This window comes from Pseudoalteromonas luteoviolacea, assembly GCF_001696455.1.
GTDB lineage: Bacteria > Pseudomonadota > Gammaproteobacteria > Enterobacterales > Alteromonadaceae > Pseudoalteromonas > Pseudoalteromonas luteoviolacea_C.
This window is the reverse complement of record NZ_MAUJ01000003.1, coordinates 372,698-391,769: the sequence shown is the minus strand read 5'-3', so window position 1 is coordinate 391,769 and position 19,072 is coordinate 372,698. Positions and strand designations below refer to the sequence as shown.

15 protein-coding genes, 1 CRISPR repeat array and 1 riboswitch (1 of these 17 only partly in view) are annotated in these 19,072 nt (G+C 44.8%); of the genes, 12 read left to right on the top strand and 3 right to left on the bottom strand.

What is annotated here, in order from left to right; genetic code table 11:
- Positions 1–242: a CRISPR direct-repeat array (repeat unit 29 nt) (it extends 276 nt beyond the left edge of the window).
- Between the two features lie 381 nt (positions 243–623).
- The 8 genes from A7985_RS12430 (at position 624) to A7985_RS12395 (ending at position 11,211) form a co-directional block, all read left to right on the top strand.
- Positions 624–2,054, top strand: a complete 1,431-nt coding sequence (locus tag A7985_RS12430) for a hypothetical protein (protein WP_065790780.1) — start codon at positions 624–626, stop codon at positions 2,052–2,054.
- A 455-nt stretch (positions 2,055–2,509) separates the two neighbouring features.
- Positions 2,510–3,283 carry an SDR family NAD(P)-dependent oxidoreductase gene (locus tag A7985_RS12425; protein WP_065790779.1) on the top strand — a complete coding sequence of 258 codons (774 nt, stop codon included), beginning with the start codon at positions 2,510–2,512 and terminating at the stop codon, positions 3,281–3,283.
- 6 nt (positions 3,284–3,289) lie between these two features.
- Positions 3,290–4,288 carry an AraC family transcriptional regulator gene (locus tag A7985_RS12420; protein ID WP_065790778.1) on the top strand — a complete coding sequence of 333 codons (999 nt, stop codon included), beginning with the start codon at positions 3,290–3,292 and terminating at the stop codon, positions 4,286–4,288.
- 121 nt (positions 4,289–4,409) lie between these two features.
- Positions 4,410–5,426: a serine hydrolase domain-containing protein gene (locus A7985_RS12415; RefSeq protein ID WP_065790777.1), complete on the top strand. Its 1,017-nt coding sequence runs from the start codon at positions 4,410–4,412 to the stop codon at positions 5,424–5,426.
- Positions 5,427–5,527: 101 nt separating this feature from the next.
- A riboswitch (cobalamin riboswitch) is annotated at positions 5,528–5,711 on the top strand.
- Positions 5,712–5,809: 98 nt separating this feature from the next.
- Positions 5,810–6,436 (top strand): hypothetical protein, encoded by a 627-nt coding sequence (locus tag A7985_RS12410; protein WP_065790776.1) that lies wholly within the window; start codon positions 5,810–5,812, stop codon positions 6,434–6,436.
- Positions 6,429–7,781, top strand: a complete 1,353-nt coding sequence (locus A7985_RS12405) for a cobyrinate a,c-diamide synthase (protein WP_065790775.1) — start codon at positions 6,429–6,431, stop codon at positions 7,779–7,781. Before A7985_RS12410 ends, A7985_RS12405 begins: the two co-directional genes overlap by 8 nt.
- On the top strand, positions 7,765–8,619 hold the full coding sequence (locus A7985_RS12400) for a cobalamin-binding protein (RefSeq protein WP_081310546.1): 855 nt from the start codon (positions 7,765–7,767) through the stop codon (positions 8,617–8,619). The genes A7985_RS12405 and A7985_RS12400 overlap by 17 nt, the downstream gene beginning before the upstream one ends.
- A gap of 501 nt (positions 8,620–9,120) precedes the next feature.
- Positions 9,121–11,211: a S8 family serine peptidase gene (locus A7985_RS12395; protein WP_065790774.1), complete on the top strand. Its 2,091-nt coding sequence runs from the start codon at positions 9,121–9,123 to the stop codon at positions 11,209–11,211.
- Between the two features lie 28 nt (positions 11,212–11,239).
- On the opposite strand, the gene A7985_RS12390 is transcribed toward A7985_RS12395, so the two are convergent.
- The gene (locus A7985_RS12390) at positions 11,240–11,461 is read right to left on the bottom strand and encodes a hypothetical protein (RefSeq protein WP_141685350.1); all 222 of its coding nucleotides are present in this window, start codon (positions 11,459–11,461) and stop codon (positions 11,240–11,242) included.
- Between the two features lie 100 nt (positions 11,462–11,561).
- Here A7985_RS12390 and A7985_RS12385 point away from each other — a divergent pair, with 100 nt between their 5' ends.
- The 3 genes from A7985_RS12385 to A7985_RS12375 all read left to right on the top strand — a co-directional run bounded on the left by A7985_RS12385 (position 11,562) and on the right by A7985_RS12375 (position 17,037).
- On the top strand, positions 11,562–13,184 hold the full coding sequence (locus A7985_RS12385) for a S8 family serine peptidase (RefSeq protein ID WP_065790772.1): 1,623 nt from the start codon (positions 11,562–11,564) through the stop codon (positions 13,182–13,184).
- Between the two features lie 90 nt (positions 13,185–13,274).
- Positions 13,275–15,215: a M4 family metallopeptidase gene (locus A7985_RS12380; protein WP_081310545.1), complete on the top strand. Its 1,941-nt coding sequence runs from the start codon at positions 13,275–13,277 to the stop codon at positions 15,213–15,215.
- A gap of 271 nt (positions 15,216–15,486) precedes the next feature.
- Complete coding sequence (locus A7985_RS12375) at positions 15,487–17,037, top strand: hypothetical protein (protein WP_065790770.1); 1,551 nt, start codon at positions 15,487–15,489, stop codon at positions 17,035–17,037.
- 62 nt (positions 17,038–17,099) lie between these two features.
- Here A7985_RS12375 and A7985_RS12370 read toward each other — a convergent pair whose 3' ends face one another.
- Entirely contained in the window at positions 17,100–17,312 is a 213-nt protein-coding gene (locus tag A7985_RS12370; RefSeq protein ID WP_065790769.1) for a hypothetical protein, read from the bottom strand.
- 25 nt (positions 17,313–17,337) lie between these two features.
- Positions 17,338–18,024, bottom strand: a complete 687-nt coding sequence (locus A7985_RS12365; protein WP_065790768.1) for a pirin family protein — start codon at positions 18,022–18,024, stop codon at positions 17,338–17,340.
- A gap of 122 nt (positions 18,025–18,146) precedes the next feature.
- On the opposite strand from A7985_RS12365, the gene A7985_RS12360 reads away from it, so the two are divergent.
- Positions 18,147–19,052, top strand: coding sequence for a LysR family transcriptional regulator (locus tag A7985_RS12360; protein WP_065790767.1), 906 nt, complete (start codon positions 18,147–18,149; stop codon positions 19,050–19,052).
- The last annotated feature ends 20 nt before the right edge of the window (positions 19,053–19,072 follow it).

Sequence of the window (19,072 nt, the reverse complement as noted above, 5' to 3'; positions counted from 1 at the left end):
TTCACACATCTGCTTTACTTCAATTTCTGCGTGTTCCCCGTACACACGGGTCTAAACCGGAGTAAAAATTGCACTATAAAAAGTTGAACGAGTGTTCCCCATATGCACGGGGCTAAACCGGATTAAAAGTTGCAGTATTCGATTTAGATCCTGTGTTCCCCGTATGCACGGGGCTAAACCGAATTGACTGTATTTCTCTACTTCACACACTTCGTGTTCCCCGTATGCACGGGGCTAAACTGGAGGGCGGTATTAGTACCGCGCAATTATGAGCGTGTTCCCCGTACGATTGGGCTAAACCGTTATTCGCAGTTCTTATGATATTCAATCGGCTGTGTTCCCCGTAAGCACGGGACTACTTAAAGAGACGAGTTTATGGTCACGTTAAAATGGGTTGAGTAAGCTTTATACAAGAAAATGAGTCTAACAAGCTGATATCTTTTCTAAGGGCTGAGGTGCGGGGTTTAGGCACTTATGGAACTGTTTCATAAGTCAATTTTGTTATCTACGCAATGAATGAGCCTAACTTAAGGAATGATTTTTTATTAGGTTTATGGTTGATTTGTTATTCTTTGTTGGTATTTTGTAATTAATTTATAAGGAAAATAATTGGCCAACCTAGCATGATAAACAATAAAAAATTACTCCTTTCAGTACTTGGTACGCTTTTTCTCGGTGCTTGTAGTTTAAATCAAAATCCCGAAGGCTCATATAGTGGAGATGACAGAGTCAATATGGCGGGAGCTGCACAACTATTATCACAACATAGTTTTGTGACGATTGATTTAGCGCCCCTCATTGCAGATATGACGAGAAGTCAACTGGGTCATGAAATGTATGAATTGTCGTATGGTGCGAAAAAGACAATAACGGCTCCGAGTAATGATACTTCTATACCTGATAGCTTATTAAATCAACTAAGCGATTATGATGTGTGTGCCAACGACAGCAGCATTGATGACAAGGCCTGTATTTTGGCGCGAGAAGAGCTAAATTTTGCGGTTACTTTATTTTATTCGGATGAATACAAAAACAAAAGGCAACGGATCCGAAATACTGTTCAAGATCGAATAATTTCAGCGTCTACTCAGCGGTGCAACTTGTACAAAATGTATATAAAGCGAGTTGAATCGCGCAATAACTTCTGGCTAGGCTCGGTTACGACCTTGTTTGGAGGGGCTGGGGCTATTTTTACAAATGAAAGCGCGACCAGAATTTTATCGGGACTAGCTGGCATTACAAGTGGTGTACGTGCGGAGTTTAATCAGGCTTATTTAGCTAATCAAGCAACTGAACTGATCGCTAAAGGGATTGATTTAAAAAGGAATGAACTAAAGTCTGAAATGCAGAAAAGAAAAAACGATTCACTCAAAAGTTACTCGTTATTTAACGCCATAGGTGATGCAATCAGTTTTCATGGCGCATGCAATATTCTGACTGGACTAGAGGTCGCGGGTAAAGCGATAGATAATTTACAAGACCCAGGTTATGAAGTGCTCGCACAAAACTTATATCGTAGCAAGCATCTAGAAGAGGTAATGGCGGGAGTATCACCCACTGACTTTAAATATGCCGAATTGGCTGAAGAGCAAGTTGAAAAAACTCAGCAATTGTCATTGGGCGATAGGCTTATGAATGCATTTTCACAAGACCTCACTAATGTTAAAGATGACTTTAATAAAGCGCTGGATAAGTTAGTTGCAAGTGGCAAAATAACTGCGGCGGAGATAACTAAAATTCAAGCCATTCAAGATAGCAATGGTAATAACTTACTGGATCAGTTGGATCAAAAGTTTAAGAAATATAAAGCGGCAGAAAAGAGTGAGTTTAATAAGCTGCAAGATATTATTTATTTTGATGACAGCAAAAGTGAGAAAGAAGTTGAACTGTCCAAGCTAAAGCTCAAAGTCTTACTACAAAAACTCGAGCTATTTGGTACTAAAGTAGATACAGAGCTACTAATAATACAGGCGAGTGATTTTGACGCTAAAAATCTCAATAACTTTAAACAGGTTATAACAGCGTTAATTGATGTGGTTCCGAGTACTAATTAGCTCTAAAACCGCTAAGTGCTGATGAAGATTTGGGGGCTTTGCCCCCTAATTTACGTCCTGCAATTTGATAGCGCAAAACGCAACGTGGTACGAAAGCAAGCAACACAGATATATTCACGTCGCCGAGTTAAAACGAGTGAAGCTTAAAAAACAGATGGATCTATTTGGCTAAGCATTACAGCTACGTTTTGATGTGCCTATTTTCGAACCTAACAAGATATCCTCATAAGTTTATCTTAGCTTTAAGTGCAGCTTAAACGCCTAATATTTTGTCATGCATACACAGTCACTATTTCACCTTACATGAAGCCATACTGCGGGGGGTCTCGTCATCGACCAAATTCTCGTGTCACCTTTTGCATATTTTGTGTCGTGATCTGTCAGTGTGTGGCGCGCTTTGATTGCATATACTGTGTGTCATCAGTCAACGAGGTTTATTAAAGAAGGTAAAACACATGGCAAATACAGCACTCATAACGGGCGCATCGGGCGGCATCGGTTTAGAGTTGGCACATCTGCACGCGCAGCAGGGTGGCGATGTGGTGTTGGTGGCGCGCTCTGAAGACAAGCTTAAGGCGTTGGCGAGTGAGATTGAGGTCAAATATAACGTGTCGGCGACAGTGATCAGCGAAGATCTGTCGGACCCGCTTTCAGCACAGCGTATTTTTGACAAAACAGAGGCGTTAAATTTGCAAGTCGATGTGCTCATCAATAATGCAGGTTTTGGCGGCCATGGCATATTCTATGAGCGCGAACGCGTGGCAGATCAGCAAATGATTCAAGTGAATATCACTACTTTGACTGATTTAACGCATTTGTTTGTCAAAGGTATGGTGGCGCGTAATTCGGGGCGTATTCTAAATGTATCGTCAACTGCTTCTTTTTTACCGGGCCCGCTTCAAGCGGTATACTATGCCACAAAGGCCTTTGTCACTTCATATACTCAAGCGATTGCCGAGGAGCTTTCGGGGACGGGTGTGACGGCAACAGCACTTTGTCCGGGTGCTGTGGATACCGGTTTTGTGGCGGCAGGTAATCTAGATGGTGTAGATGTGTGGAGAAATGCGCGATCAGCGCGCTCTGTGGCTGAATGTGGCTACAAAGCTATGCAACAAGGCAAACTCGTTGCCTTTAACGAGCGCAAATTGCAGTTTTTATTGAACTGGATAACGCCACTGCTGCCAAGAAAAATGGTGCTTAAATTGTCTCGCCAATCAATGGAAAAGTAACAAGATATGAAAATATCCAGCAAATTTAGTATTTATGCCAATTGTAAAATCTTACTCAAAGATATGGATATTGATGTACAAGCGGTTGTGGCATATTCCAAATTACCGGCGGACATCTTAAATCGTGAAATAGCCTATTTGACCCCACAAGAATACTTTGCGTGGTGGGCCGCCATAGAGCAAGTGGCCGAAGGGCGCGATGTGCCGCTGTTGGTTGCTGAGCATTTGTCTGTCGAGGTATTTGATGCCCCGCTCTTTGCGGCAATGTGTAGTCCGCATTTGCTTACCGCACTTAAGCGCATTCAATTGTATAAGCCTCTGAGAGGCCCCATGAAAATGGATTTAGACAGTGACGACAAAACCACCAAAATGTCACTGTACTGTTATGGTTTTGATGGGTTTGTGCCAAATGTGTTGGCACTGTCTGAAATGGTGTTTTTTACCAAACTAGCCAGAATGGCAACACGCCACCACGTGGTGCCAGTTAAGGTTACTTTGCCAGAGCTACCTAACAATATGGCAGCCTATGAAGCATTTTTTGGCTGCAAACCTGTTTTAGGCAATGAGTTGTCTATTACTTTTAAAAATGAAGATGTTCAGAGACCATTTTTAACCGCCAATTCAAGCATGTGGAGCTACTTTGAAGAAGGGCTTAAAAAGAAATTGGCTGATCTCTCAGGTAGCGCCACCACGGTGGAGCGCGTACGCGCGGTGTTGGTTGAGTCTCTGCCTGCGGGTGAAAGTGCGATTGATGTGGTTGCCTCCAAGCTCTCTATGAGCAAACGCACGTTGCAACGTAAATTATCCGATGAACAAACCAGTTATCATGAAGTACTACAACAAGTCCGCTCTCAACTGGCTGAGCACTATTTGTCTAAATCCCATGTTACGTTAGGCGAAATCGCCTTTTTGTTGGGTTATCAAGAATCTAACTCGTTTATTAGAGCTTTTACAGGGTGGCATGGGGTATCACCCGGCAGCTACCGAGAGCAGTTAGCAAGTTGAAGACAAGCCATGCCTTAGTTGAATGAATGATTTCATTCTAAACATTTGGTTACGTTATACATTTTGTTGTTTATATCAGAGTGTGCTGCAATGGTTTTGAATCCAAGCGACAGGGGAAGCTATGCAGTTCACGGACCAAGAAATCAACGCCATTAATAAGGTTGTCACCAGTTTTGCACCCAACACAGAGTTGGCTGTGGCCAAATTTGTGGAAGGTGAGTGTCAGTATTATGGTACACGGTGTGGGGTGCGAGGTGCTGAACCTGTTGAAAATCACTGTTCAGTATTTGAAATTGGCTCGTTGACTAAGCTCATGACCAGCTCCGTCCTCGCGCAAATGGTTAGTGAGGGTAAACTTACATTGGATGAGGCCATTAACAGTCAGTTAGATATTCCAATTCGTGACAACCGATCTATTTCCTATGGGGCGTTGGCAACCCATACCTCCGGTTTACCTCGCTTACCCCCTGGTTTGTTATGGCAAGCGCTGTTTAAACGTAAGCATAACCCCTATGAAGCTTATCTACGTGATGATTTATTACATCATTTAGCCCATACGATCACGCTTGGATCGCAAAATAAAGTGAATTACTCCAATCTTGGCGCTGGTTTACTGGGGTATGTGCTTTCAGAATTAGAGGGGCGCAATTATGCGCAGCTGCTACAAAACCGCCTTTTTAAACCGCTCAATATGCGTCATTCATTTACAAACTGGCGAGATGTTGCGGGTGAGCTCGTCATTGGAATTGGCAAAAATGGCGAACCAACGAACAATTGGGATTTAGGCGTTTTGCAAGGTGCAGGGGCGGTGCTGTCATGTGTTAAAGATCTTGCGCAGTATGCAAAAGTGCAGTTTGCGCAAGCTGAACCTTGGGTTACGTTGCAACAACAGATCTTGGTTGAAAAGAGGTTAGAAAAAGTGGCGTTGGGCTGGTTTGTGTTAGGCAGCAAAGAACAGGGCGATCTCTTGTATTTTCACGATGGTGGCACAGGTGGCTACAGCTCAGTCATGTTACTGGATATGGACTCGCAATCGGGGTATATCATTTTATCTAACATTTCTGGATTACATAAACTTAAAGGCCAAAAAGTGACAAAATTAGGCTTTGAGCTGATGCGCTCACTTAAAGGGTTTTAGTGAGTCGTTTGATTTACCCCCTGCCAATTGATGTGTGCTTATCAGACTATTCAATCAACAGGTCAGGCTTGTACTAGGCCCCTATTTTCATTTAAATTAGCGGTTTAGACCTTTGTTTAGGTGATTGCACGTTGTAAAGCGGTGCAATTTAAACGGGAAACCAGTGTAAATCTGGTGCTGCCCCCGCAACGGTAACTGTGAGCGGTATATCCACTGTGAAAACGGGAAGGCTATGCCAAAGCGATGATCAGGAGCCCGGAGACCGGCCTGAATAACTCGAATACTGCGGTGGGCGGTGAGTTCCGAGATGTTCATGCCTGCATGCTGTGGCGTTATGGCGCTTGGGGTCCCCCATCCGTTGAAACTGATTCACGGATAAAATCATGTCGAAAATTATATCAATACCAACTTCTCGGTTGGCGGGCTCTCGCCCACTGACTGTTGGGGTGTTCGCATTACTCGCACTGTTAATGATTGCAACACGCCCCTATCACTTTGCTTCGGCACTCAACCTGCCCAGCGCTAGCCTAGCGGTGTTCTTCATATGTGGTTTACTGCGTAGCTCCCACCGTATGTTTGCGGCCTTTTTTGTTTTGAGTGTCCTGATTGATTTAGCGAGTAGTTACGCCAGAGGCGCGTTTGGGGATTGCATTACGCCCTCTTACCCATTTTTGGTAGTCGGCTATTACGCTATGTGGTGGGCTGGCTTGAGGTGTTTTCATGTTACTCAAGCGATGACAATAACCGACTGGACACGCCAATATGCATTTTCATTGTTTATGCTGTGGAGCGCGTCTTCGGTTGCATTTTTAACTTCTAATGGCAGTTATTATTGGCTATCGGGTAAGTTTGCTGAGTTATCTTTGGGGCAGTATGTCGATAGGGTTGCCCAGTACTACATGCCGTATGTACAAAGCCCGTTTGCTTATGTGATTTTAGCCATGCTGATCGCATCAGGTTGCCATTATTTATTGCCTACATGGCAACGCCGAGCGCAAAGCGATGAGTAGTGCTAACAGTTGCCCAGCATTGATGGTGACAGCCCCCAGTTCTGGCTCGGGTAAAACCACAGTGACGGCTGCGCTTGCTCGTCATTTTGTTCGCCAAGGCAAAGTGGTTCAGGTGTTTAAAGTTGGGCCTGATTTCATTGACCCGATGATTTTAGAGGTTGCGTCTGGGCAGCCTGTATACCAGTTAGATTTATGGATGGTGGGCAAAAAACAGTGTCAAAAAATGCTGTTTGATGCTGCGAGTGCCGCCGATTTGATTTTAATTGAAGGGGTAATGGGGTTGTTTGATGGTAGCCCCAACAGTGCGGACTTAAGTAAAGAGTTTGGCATCCCCATTCTCGCCGTGATTGACGGTAGCGCCATGGCGCAAACTTTTGGTGCGTTGGTTCACGGCATGGTGAACTACAGCCCTGAATTGTCATTTTATGGGGTAATCGCGAACAAAATAGCGGGAGAATATCACGCCAAGTTAGTGCTCGACAGCATCCAAGAGTGCGCATTAAAAAACCACTTTTTCAGTAGAGATATGGCGCAAAGCCTGCCTGAGCGACACCTTGGGTTGATGCAACCTAGCGAGCTGACAGATATCACCGAGCGGTTGGATCTCGCTGCAAACCAAGTGGCACAGAGTGAATTTGCAGCCTTGCCACCTGCTGTGAAGTTTCATGCGCCCAAATGGGCCGCTTCTGAAAGGGATGAAACTGCAAATGCGCTGCTTAACAAGCGAATCATCATCGCCAAAGATGCGGCTTTTGGCTTTTTGTACCACGCTAACGTCAATATGCTCATCCGTGCTGGCGCAATCGTGATTTATACCTCACCGCTGTGTGATAAGGCATTGCCAGACGGGGATGCGTTGTACTTACCGGGTGGCTACCCTGAGGTGTATGCTGAGCGACTAAGTCAAAACAAACACTATATTGCGTCTGTTAAACGGTTCGCTGACTCGGGCAAACCTGTGTTAGCGGAATGCGGCGGCATGCTGTATTTGTTGGACGACCTTGAGGCTGAAAGCACTCACTTTAGTATGTGTGGTGTACTCACTGGCACAGCAAAGATGCATACACGCCTCAGTGCGGTGGGTCAGCAAGGTGTAACCATTGCAGCAAACAAGGCGCATTTTGCTCTGCGCGGTCATAGCTTTCACTATTCGAGTGCTAATATTGCCCTGGAACCCATCGCGCGGAGTTTATACCACCCAAGCTTGCGCGAAGGCGAGTATATTTATCACGGCGGCTCCGTTTTGGCTTCATACATGCACTGGTATTTTGATAGTTGCCCTGCATTCTTTATTCACTTTTTCAATCAAACCTTACAGTTGGAACACCATGACCAAGCCAATTAACCCACATGCTCACACAGATCAGCCAAATGACTTTTCGCAGCCCAAATGGCCAACGCGTATTATTTGCCTCACCGAAGAAACCACCGAGGCATTGTATTTAATGGGGGAGGATGCGCGTATCGTTGGGGTGTCGGCTTACGCAATGCGACCTGAGAGGGTTAAAAAAGAAAAGCCTAAGGTGTCGGCATTTGTTGACGCACGTATTGAAAAAATCCTCGATTTAGACCCCGATCTGGTATTGGCATTTTCCGACATTCAAGGAGATATTGTCCGTGATTTGGTAAAACAAGGTGTCGATGTGCACTGTTTCAATCACCGCAGTATCGCGGGGATCATGCAAATGATCCGCACCCTCTCTGCACTGATAGGTGAGCCGCAAAAAGGCGAAAAACTCGTAGCCCAATTAAATGACTCCTTGACGCACATTCATAGCAGTGCCGCTCAGCTAAAGGTAAAACCTCGGGTTTACTTTGAAGAGTGGTTTGACCCTTTAATTACTGGGATCACATGGGTGAGTGAGCTAGTTGAACTTGCAGGCGGCATAGACTGTTATAAAGAGTTTGCCTGTGAATCGTTGGCTAAAAACCGTATCATCGCGAACACCGATGAGGTGATAGACAAGCAGCCAGATATCATTATTGCTTCTTGGTGTGGCCGGCGTTTCAACAAGGATAAGCTAGTAAACCGCGCTGGCTGGGATAAAATTCCGGCAATCATAACTGATGATGTATATGAGATTAACTCTACCGATATTCTTCAGCCCGGGCCCGCGGCACTCACCGATGGGGTGAAGGCCATTCATGAAATCATTGCAAACTGGGCTCAAAAACAAGCTTAGCGAGTCTAAAGTCGTTGCATTAATGAGCGTAACCACCCACATAAATGGTGACTCATGCGTGGTTTAAATTGCCAGCACGTATTTTGTCTTGGAAGTTTTATAGCCACGCTTAGTCCATGGTACGTCTGGTTAAAACACCGCGTAAATCCATTCTCAGCCCCATTTACTGCACCCTCGTAAGTGTCTACCAAACCGATGTAACCACATTGATGTGTAAACTCTAGGTTAAAAATATGTATACAATAAATTGTTTATTGTATACATTGTATTCAGCTTGTGATTTCTAAAGACGTATTAATCAGATATTAAGACGATTTTTTGAACTTCGTTATGCGCAAAAGCTGATTGGGTAAATTTTAACGCCGAAGCTTGTGGCAAGTTGCAGGTGCTAACGAGCAAAATTGCCGCGCTCAACATTGAGTTCAATTGAGGTGTGTTTTGTAGCACATGCAGCACAAGTGCATGCAAACCACATAATTATGAGCATAAAGGACAGTCATCATGAACAAAGAGTATGTTGGTAAAAAAGACCATGAAAGCGGTAAATTATCGCTGATCAAGCTGGGGTTATTGAGTGCTTTGGTATCTAGTCAAGCATTCGCAGGCGAGAGTACACAGCGCTATATTGTAAAATTGAATGATGCCGTTCTTTCGCAATCTATCGCCCTTCAAGGGCTAAAAGGTAAGGACGCTGAGCAGGCTAAAAGTCAATTGATGGAGCACATCGCCAGTGACCTAAATAGCCAAGTGATACGAGCGTTACCCAAACAAAATGCGTTTGCTGCTAATTTATCAGCTAGCCAGTATCACGCATTACTTAAAAGCCCGAACACGGCTTATATAGAGGTTGATCCTAAGCGATATCTCGCTGGTGAAACAACACCTTATGGCATTGATATGGTGCAAGCAAAGCTGCTGTCAGATGCCCAAGCGAGTAATGTCAAAGTGTGTGTTATGGACACAGGGTACACGCCTGAGCACCCTGATCTACCTCAAAATGGTGTAACAGGGGACGATGGTCATGGAGAGTATGACACCGGCGACTGGTTTCATGATGGCCACGGGCACGGCACCCACGTTGCAGGTACGATTGCGGCGTTAGGGGGCAATGGACTCGGCGTTGTGGGTGTTAACCCATCCGGTACGCTGGGGTTGCATATTGTTAAAGTATTTGATGACAAGGGCGAGTGGACTTATGGTTCGGAAATTGCCTATGCCGTAGCGCAATGCGCTGATGCTGGCGCGGACATTATTAATATGAGTCTAGGTGGTACCTCTTTTTCTGCGGTGGAAAATGATGTGTTTAATGAAACTTACGCCGAAGGGATTTTGCATGTGGCAGCGGCCGGTAATAACGGTTCATCGATGGAGCACTTTCCAGCATCCTACGACAACGTGATTTCGGTCGCGGCGGTGGACAAAGAGAGTAATAGAGCGAGCTTTTCTCAGTACCATGGACAGGTCGAGCTGGCGGCACCCGGTGTTGATGTGAATTCAACATTACCAGATAATCGCTATGCGGCTTGGAGTGGCACGTCAATGGCGACGCCCCATGTGACAGGTGTGGTAGCATTGGTCTGGAGTAATCATCGAGGTTGCTCAAATGAACATATTCGCAACGCGCTAGTGTTAAGTGCACAGGATAGAGGCACGCAGGGGAGAGATCAGTATTATGGCTATGGTATTGTGCAAGCGAAAGCCGCCAGTGATTATCTAACCGCCCATGGATGTGAAGGCCAGTTAAATCAACAGCCCGTTGCCAGCTTTAGTCATTCAGCGCAAGCACAAACCGTATCGTTTTTTGATCAGTCCTCAGATGACAGCGCTGTAATAAGCCATTTGTGGCAGTTTAATGATATTAATAACCCCAAAAATGATACCTCAACCGAGCAAAACCCAACGTATACCTATGTAAATGATGGGCGCTACCTCGTCACTTTGCTTGCAACAGATGCCCAAGGTAAAGCCAGTATTAGCCAGCAAGAAGTGATTGTAGACAGTGGTTTACCCGATGAGTGTGAAGGGTTACCTGCTTTTTCAGTGCACCAGTCGTATAACGCAGGTGACCGAGTATTTTTCCAAAACTATAAGTACATTGCTAAGCAGGAAACCTTTGCGACTTACCCGACACGCTATCCTGATATTTGGCGTAAGCAGGGGCGCTGCTATGCTGAGAATGTTGCACCTACGGCTGATTTTAGCGCACAGGCAAATGGCTTAAGTGTGACTTTTATTAATAATTCATGGGATGACAATGGCATCGAGAGCCATCAATGGGACTTTGGTGATGGTCACACTTCATCTGCGGCGTCACCAAGTCATACTTATGCTCACAAAGGCGAATACACCATCACGCTAACCGTAAAAGATCAGGCTCAGCTTTCAAGCACCAAAGAGGTCACGGTGACTGTTGATCAGGATGTACAAACATGTGGCGGGTTGCCTGCGTGGCAAGCTGATAAAACCTATGTGAAGGACGATCAGGTGCATCTCAATAACATCAAGTACACGGCGAAGTGGTCCACACGTAAAAATCCAGCGCAAAACTCAGGTCGTTGGGACGTATGGATCAACAATGGTTTGTGCGATTAAAGCAGTTTCATTACTTATCAATCAGCATTTACAGGCGCACAAAATCGGACGTGACACGTTGTCTTAAATAGGTCGAGATAGTTGTCTCTCCAATGATTGGCATGATGTCGCTTTCAACTTTGTGTAACTGTGCTTGCCGTTTGGTATTAGCTAACCAACCTAGGGTGGGTTCGCCCACCTTTTTATTCCAAATACCTAGGTCACACATGGTGAGGCCTAGGTATTCATTAATGTTAATGATAAACAGCAAATTGCTCACTTTGGCTGGGCGAGTGCGCCAAGGATAAGACTGGGGCGCAGACGTCACACTATCGGACAAGCTGTTTATTGTCGTGAAAAGGGAACAACGCATGACCACATTTAAATATTCCCCACTGATCGCAGCTTTTATGCTGCCCAGCTTAATTAGCTTGGCTCACGCTGAGCCTCAACAATATATCGTGAAAGTTAAAGACGGATCTTGGTCGACAGCAGCGTACGCGCCTTTTGACCCTGCGCGTGTTGCGGCCTTTACATCTGAGCGATTAGAGCATGTCGCAGCAGACACCAACTTACACATTCAAAAAAAGCTAACCCTAGTTAGTGCTATGAGCGTTAAGTTGACAGAGCAGCAGCTCAATGAGCTTGCAAGTCATCCAAGCATCGAATTCATTGAACCCGATCCTATCCGAACCGCGTTTGCTGAAGAGCTGCCATATGGCATTGTGATGACCCAAGCAAACCTTGTAAGTCCACCGCAAACTAGCACCCAAAAAATCTGTGTACTCGACAGCGGATATAGTTATCAACACCCGGATTTACCGACCCAGAATGTAACTGGTGCAAGTAATTTTGGCACGTTGGAAACCGGTGATTGGCGCAAAGATGGGCTGGGTCATGGTACGCATGTTGCGGGCACTATTGCTGCGCTTGGCAACAACGGCATTGGCGTTGTTGGCATTCATAGTAATGCACCGCTGAAGCTGCATATTGCCAAGGTATTTAATGATGCAGGGCATGGTGCCTATGGCTCAGACATTATTGCCGCAATAGAGGATTGCTTAGCCCAAGGCGGTCGTGTTACCAACATGAGTTTAGGCGGACCTCATTATTCACAAACAGAGCACCTTGCGTTTGAAAGAACCTATCAACAAGGCATGCTCCATGTTGCCGCGGCGGGTAACAATGGTACTAGCATCAAAAGCTATCCGGCGTCATACCCTCATGTTGTGTCGGTGGCTGCCGTGGATAGTGCAGGTAATAAAGCTAGATTTTCACAGTTCAACGACGCCGTAGAGCTCGCAGCACCCGGTGTACAAGTTAAGTCAACCAGCAATGATTTAAGCTACAAATTGATGAGTGGTACCTCCATGGCCAGTCCCCATGTAGCGGGGATCGCGACACTCTTATGGAACAAACACCCTGAATGCAACAATGCCCAAGTACGTGACGCAATGCAGTTTAGTGCAGCAGACAAAGGCGAAGGCGGGCGGGACCGTGAGTATGGTTTTGGTGTGGTTCAAGCCTATGATGCCGACCTCTATTTGCAGAAAATGGGTTGTGGTCACGCGGATGCGTCACTGCCTATTGCTGCATTTGACTATGCCATTTCATTACGCAGTGTCTCTTTCATAGAACAAAGTGACGATGACAAGCAAGTGACGGCCTTCCTTTGGGATTTTGGAGATGGACAACAATCGACACAACCCAATCCGATACATGAATATCGCAATGATGGTGAGTATCGTGTAAGCCTCATGGTTACAGACTCAGATAATCAAACCCGTATTAAGGTCACAAATATAGCCATTGAAAGTGGGTTGCCACCGCAATGTGAAGGTCATGAACCGTGGTTATCTCACATAAGTTATCAAATCGGGGACGTGGTATTTTATCAAAACTTCAAATATCGAGCACTGCATTGGGGCGCAGGTATTCGGCCTGATCTCTACCCCCATTTATGGCTGAAGTTGGGGCGTTGTTACGCCTCATAAACACGGATTCATTCGCACAGGTGCGTTTCGCAAAGATTGTTGAGCGTGCCGACAAACACCCAAGTCACAAATTAAAATAAGGACCATCTCATGCGAACAACGAAACCTGTTCTATGGACATTGTGTGTAATATGCGCAGCGATGACTGCACAGCTCAATGCGGCAGAAAAAATTGAGCTCAGTACGCATCATCAACTGTCACAGCAGTTATTTAATCAGGGTACTGCACGACAAAATCGTGCAAATACTTATCAAGAAAAGGCCTTGTCATTGGTTAAAACAGGCCATAAACGCGCCAAGTATCAGCAATATTTTCAAGGCGTGCCCGTCCATGGCGCAACGGTAGTGGCGAGCACGGACGAGCAAGGGCAACGGTATGATTTTGTTGGCCAATTTGTCGCCAAGATTGATGACGACTTAGCCAGTGTTGAGCCGAGTGTGAGTTACGACACGGCACTACAGATTGCCGTCAAGTCTGTTGGCCGTCATTTAGACAAAAATGCGCTTGAAAATACACACGGAACCCTATATGTCTGGCTCGATAGTGATAACCGAGCACACCTAGTTTGGCGAATTGGGTTTTTTGAATGGCAAGATAAGCTGCCTGCCAGCCCCCATTTTATTGTGCATGCTCATAGCGGTAAGGTACTGAAAAGTTGGGATGATCTGCGTCGCTTTCAATCAGCAGTCACTGCAAAAGCGACGGGGCCAGGTGGAAATGAGGTGACAGGCCTCTATCGATTTGGTCCACAAGCGCGCTACCCAGCTTTGGATGTGACAGAAGAAAACGGAGTATGTCGATTGGAGACTGCACAATTTGCCACTTGGGATTTAAAAAATAGTCAAGGCGAACCCCAGATCCATCGCTTTGGCTGTTACGAAAATGACCAGCGTGCAAAAAATGGGGCGTATTCACCCCTCAATGACGCCCACGGTTTTACACAGCAAACCATTCGCTTGTATAAAGAGCGGTTTAGCACGGATCTGTATCCTGAAAAAATCCAAATACAAGTTCATAGAGAAGTGAACTTGGTAGGGGGATTTTGGAATTACAATCGCGCTTCTTTTGGCGATGGCAATCAAGATTATTATCCGTTCACGACACTCGATGTGGTCGCCCATGAGCTTGCCCATGGCTTCACCAATGCAAACGCTGGGCTTGGATATTTTGGCATTTCAGGCGCATTGGACGAAGCCTATTCCGATATGACCGCTGCGGCCATGCATGATTTTCTCAATGGTGAGTTTAACTGGAAAATTGGCGACCAGCTCAGTAAAAATGGCGGTTTTACGCGCGATATGAAAAACCCCAAAATCAAGCATATAGATGAATACAGTGACAGCGCAGGGCAGCACGCAAATGGTGGGATTTTCAGCCTAATATTTTATCGTATCGCGTCATCTGACGGATGGAATATCAAAAAGGCATTTGACGTGATGACGCAGGCAAACCGACTTTATTGGCATGTTGATAGCGACTTTGATAGTGCTGGGCAAGGTATGTATCGTGCTGCAAAAGATTTTGGATACTGTGTCAATGATGTGATCTTTGCGCTCGAAGCCGCTGGTATTTTTAGTGGGGGTGTAAAAGATGACAGTGGCTGCGTACCTGATGGCAATATTGGACCTAAAGCTAACTTTACCTATACGGCGCAAGATCTTGTCGTTTCGTTTAGCGATACGTCGGTTGATGATCAAGGTATTACTGCTTATTTATGGGACTTTGGCGATGGAAATACGTCGACGCAATCCAATCCATCGCATACTTTTGATAAACCGGGACAGCACAAAGTCACATTACGTGTCGAAGATGCACACGGCGAAATACACTTAAAAGTTGCTTATTTATCACTTAAAGAGCAGGGCTGTCGCCATGAACAATGGGGCGCAGAAAAAGTCTTTGTACTCGGCGCATACTCAGCCTATGAAAATAAAATCTACAGAGCACGGTGGTGGACCCAAGGTGAAAGGCCCGACCTTAATTCAGGCACTTTTGGCGTTTGGCGTTTTGTAAAGCCCTGTGAGGGATAATGTAAGACTTTGAATCGCCCACTGTATGGGTGACTCAAAGCTATTGGCGTAGTGGTTGGTGCGTGATCTTAAACTTGGTTCTGATAAACATTAATTTATTTTTACTTCTTCATTACAGATACACACTTGTCGGATATTCTCTTTGTGTGGGATGACGGGATGTGAGTTCTGTACACCTCATTTATGAGAACCAAAGCGAGCGTCGTGTTTGCATTGGGATTTAAAATATCAAAAACATTTGATTAATAATAATATAAAAGGAATATTATCAATGATATATGTTAGATTGCTAACATTCATTTGTGCTGTTTTCGTTGTTTCTTCGTTTGCAAACGAGAATAAGAATACGAGCGAAGTATTTAGTGCTCCAAACTTGGGGAATCTAATTTCGCATGGTGACTTCGAGAATGAAAATTTATTTGTTTTCCCTTCAAATAGTGATGGTGTTGCTTATTTAACTCATCAAGCCCCGATCAGTGGTGAGCAAAGTGCGCAGGTGCATTTTAAGGACTTTAGTGTTTATAGCCCTTACTACCATACTTATGTTTTCCCAGAAAACACGCAGCTAAAAAGCCTGAACTTTAGTGGTTTAGTGAAAATGCTTGCAGGTTTTGAGACCGAGTCTCTTATTGCAGAAGCCCACGTGACTTATCATAACGATGGCAACTATCCTTACACCTATGAGCGTGTGACACTTTCTGGCAATGGCAGCGCGGTAACGCCATTTAATGTTCATCTACCCTTAGATGAAAACAGAAAAATCAAATTGGTGAACTTAAAGTTCATTTATCAGCCAAATCAACAAGACTTAACGGTGTTGCTTGATGACTTAGCCTTGCACGCGGTCCCTAAAGGGTATGGTAATTTGATCCCGCATGGTGACTTTGAAAATGAAAATTTATTTATTTTCCCTTCAAATAGTGATGGTGTTGCTTATTTGACTAACCAAGCCCCGATCAGTGGTGAGCAAAGTGCGCAGGTACACTTTAAGGACTTTAGTGTTTATAGCCCTTACTACCATACTTATGTTTTCCCAGAAAACACGCAGCTAAAAAGTCTGAACTTTAGTGGCTTAGTGAAAATGCTAGCAGGTTTTGAGACCGAGTCACTTATTGCAGAAGCCCACGTGACTTATCATAACGATGGTAACTACCCTTACACTTATGAGCGCGTGACGCTCTCTGGCAATGGCAGCGCGGTAACGCCATTTAATGTTCTTCTACCATTAGATGAAAACAGAAAAATCAAATTGGTGAACCTAAAGTTCATTTATCAGCCAAATCAACAAGACTTAACGGTGTTGCTTGATGACTTAGCCTTGCATGTCGTCCCTAAAGGGTATGGTAACTTGATCCCGCATGGTGACTTTGAAAATGAAAATTTATTTATTTTCCCTTCAAACAGTGAGGGTGTTGCTTACTTAACTAACCAAGCCCCGATCAGTGGTGAGCAAAGTGCGCAAGTACATTTTACTGACTTTAGCGTGTATAGCCCTTACTACCATACTTATGTTTTCCCTGAAAACACGCAGCTAAAAAGCTTGAACTTTAGTGGTTTAGTAAAAATGCTAGCAGGTTTTGAGACCGAGTCTCTTATTGCAGAGGCCCATGTCACTTATCATAACGATGGTAACTATCCTTACATCTATGAGCGTGTGACACTTTCTGGCAATGGCAGCGCGGTAACGCCATTTAATGTTCTTCTACCATTAGATGAAAACAGAAAAATCAAATTGGTGAACCTAAAGTTCATTTATCAGCAAAACCAACAAGATTTGACTGTATTACTTGATGATTTAGCACTGCACATACTTGCTAAGTAAAGCAACAATGCTGCTATTGTAAGCGTAAACCACCCGCAATGTGGGTGGTTTATTTTGCTGTATCACTTCGTAATTCTCGTAAGTATTTTGATGGCGAAAGGGATGACAATATACGAAATGACTGGCACTATCAGCGCCAATACAACCGCGACATGTACCAGTTTATTTGAGCCAGTAAAAGGTGCGACCAAGTCGGGTATAAAATACACCAGAGGCAGTAAAGCAAAGTAGTTTATGGCTGCCATGATATGTGCATTAGGCGCTGATCTGTTCATTGTACTTTTCTCCTATACCACTGTATTAAACGTGAGAGATAACGAGTAACTGTAAATGTGTGCTGGCGACCACTTTTTGCTGCTTATTTCTGAATAAGTCGCCCTCAGTAATAGTCACTGCATTACTGTTGTGATGAAGCTGCGCATCGCCTGCAATGACATAAACTAAAGCCTCATGCTCTAGCGCAATATGCTCATCAGTATCTAGATGCACTATATCCATGGTCGTTTTACTGGCAAAAGTGTCTGATTGCGTTCGACTGCCACCATAAATACGTGTTGTCCCCTTAGTTTTTGGTGTGTATGACTTATACCCAGCTGGTTCACCTGCCACTTCTGGCAATGCCCAAACTTGTAGCATGCGGTTTGGCTGGTCGTCTGGATTAATTTCGTTGTGGCTAAAACCTTCCCCGCCTGCACGTTGTACTTGTACATCGCCCGCAACAAGATCTTTGCCATGCTCCAAAGATCCCTCATGGCTGACTCTGCCTTCAAGCACGATGGATATCACATCGATTTCGTTGTGTGGGTGCATACCCGATTCACCTTTGGGTAAGTAGCGCGCGTCAGCTAGGTACACCATGTTACCGATGCCCTCAAAGGTCTCAGGTTTTTTACGCCCGGCAAACACGCGGCTGTCGGTGACGAGCCGATGTTCAGTAATACCTGCAAAGCCGCCTAGTTTAAGTGTGTTTCTTGAAAGTATGTTCATGTTGAATTCCTCAAATTTGCTCAATGTTTTACTTGATGGAATCAGTCTAAGAAAAGCTGGTTGTTTTATATATACCTATAAATTAGAATTTCTTTTCCATTTTCAACAACAATTGGTGCGCTATGCAAAAGCATGATGTGAATACTATGCTGTTATTTTTGGCTGTGGTTGAAGCAGGCAGCTTTACTTTGGCCGCGGAACGACTCAACATGCCGAAAGCGAACTTAAGTCGTAAAATCTCTCAATTGGAGGCATCGCTTGGGATCACGTTACTTGAGAGGACAACGCGTTCACAGCATTTAACCGAAGCAGGCCACACTTACTTGGCACATTGCAAAGAGATAAAGTCTCAAGTGGAGCTCGCCAATGCTGCGGTTGCGAAAGCATTGGATAGCGTATCTGGTGAGCTAAAAGTCGGCGTGTCAGTGGGCATGGGCCATGAGATTTTAAAACCTGTGCTCAGTGAGTTTATGCATGAGTACCCGCAAATCAGTTTGTCGCTTAATTTACTCAATCGTCGTGTCGATGTCATTGAAGAAGGCTTCGATTTGGTGATCCGCATTGGTGAGCTTGAAGACTCTCGACTCGTTGCAAAGCGATTGGGTAAGGTCACCAGGCACTTATACGCGAGTCCCAACTACTTAAAAAAGCGTCCATCCATTACAAAGCCTGAGGCCATTTCGCAGTTGGATGTACTGTTGATGAGCAGTATTCAAAAGGCTGAGTCTATGACCCTTAAAAATGGTGATTTGGCGTGTGAAATCGCTTTTCAGCCAAGAATGCGTGTAGATGATTACTTAGTGCTTAAGCAAATGGTCATTGAAGGTATTGGCATCGCGATATTACCAGACTACATGTGCCAGCAGGCACTTCAACAAGGCGCATTAACTAGCGTGCTGGCCGATTGGCAATTACCTGAGGTTGACGTGTACGCGCTTTACCCTAAAAACCGACTGAATATCCCTAAGGTACGTGCATTTGTCAGTTTTATCCAAACGATTTTTACCGAACGATTGGGCATGATTTAATAGTAAAAAATGCTTTACCT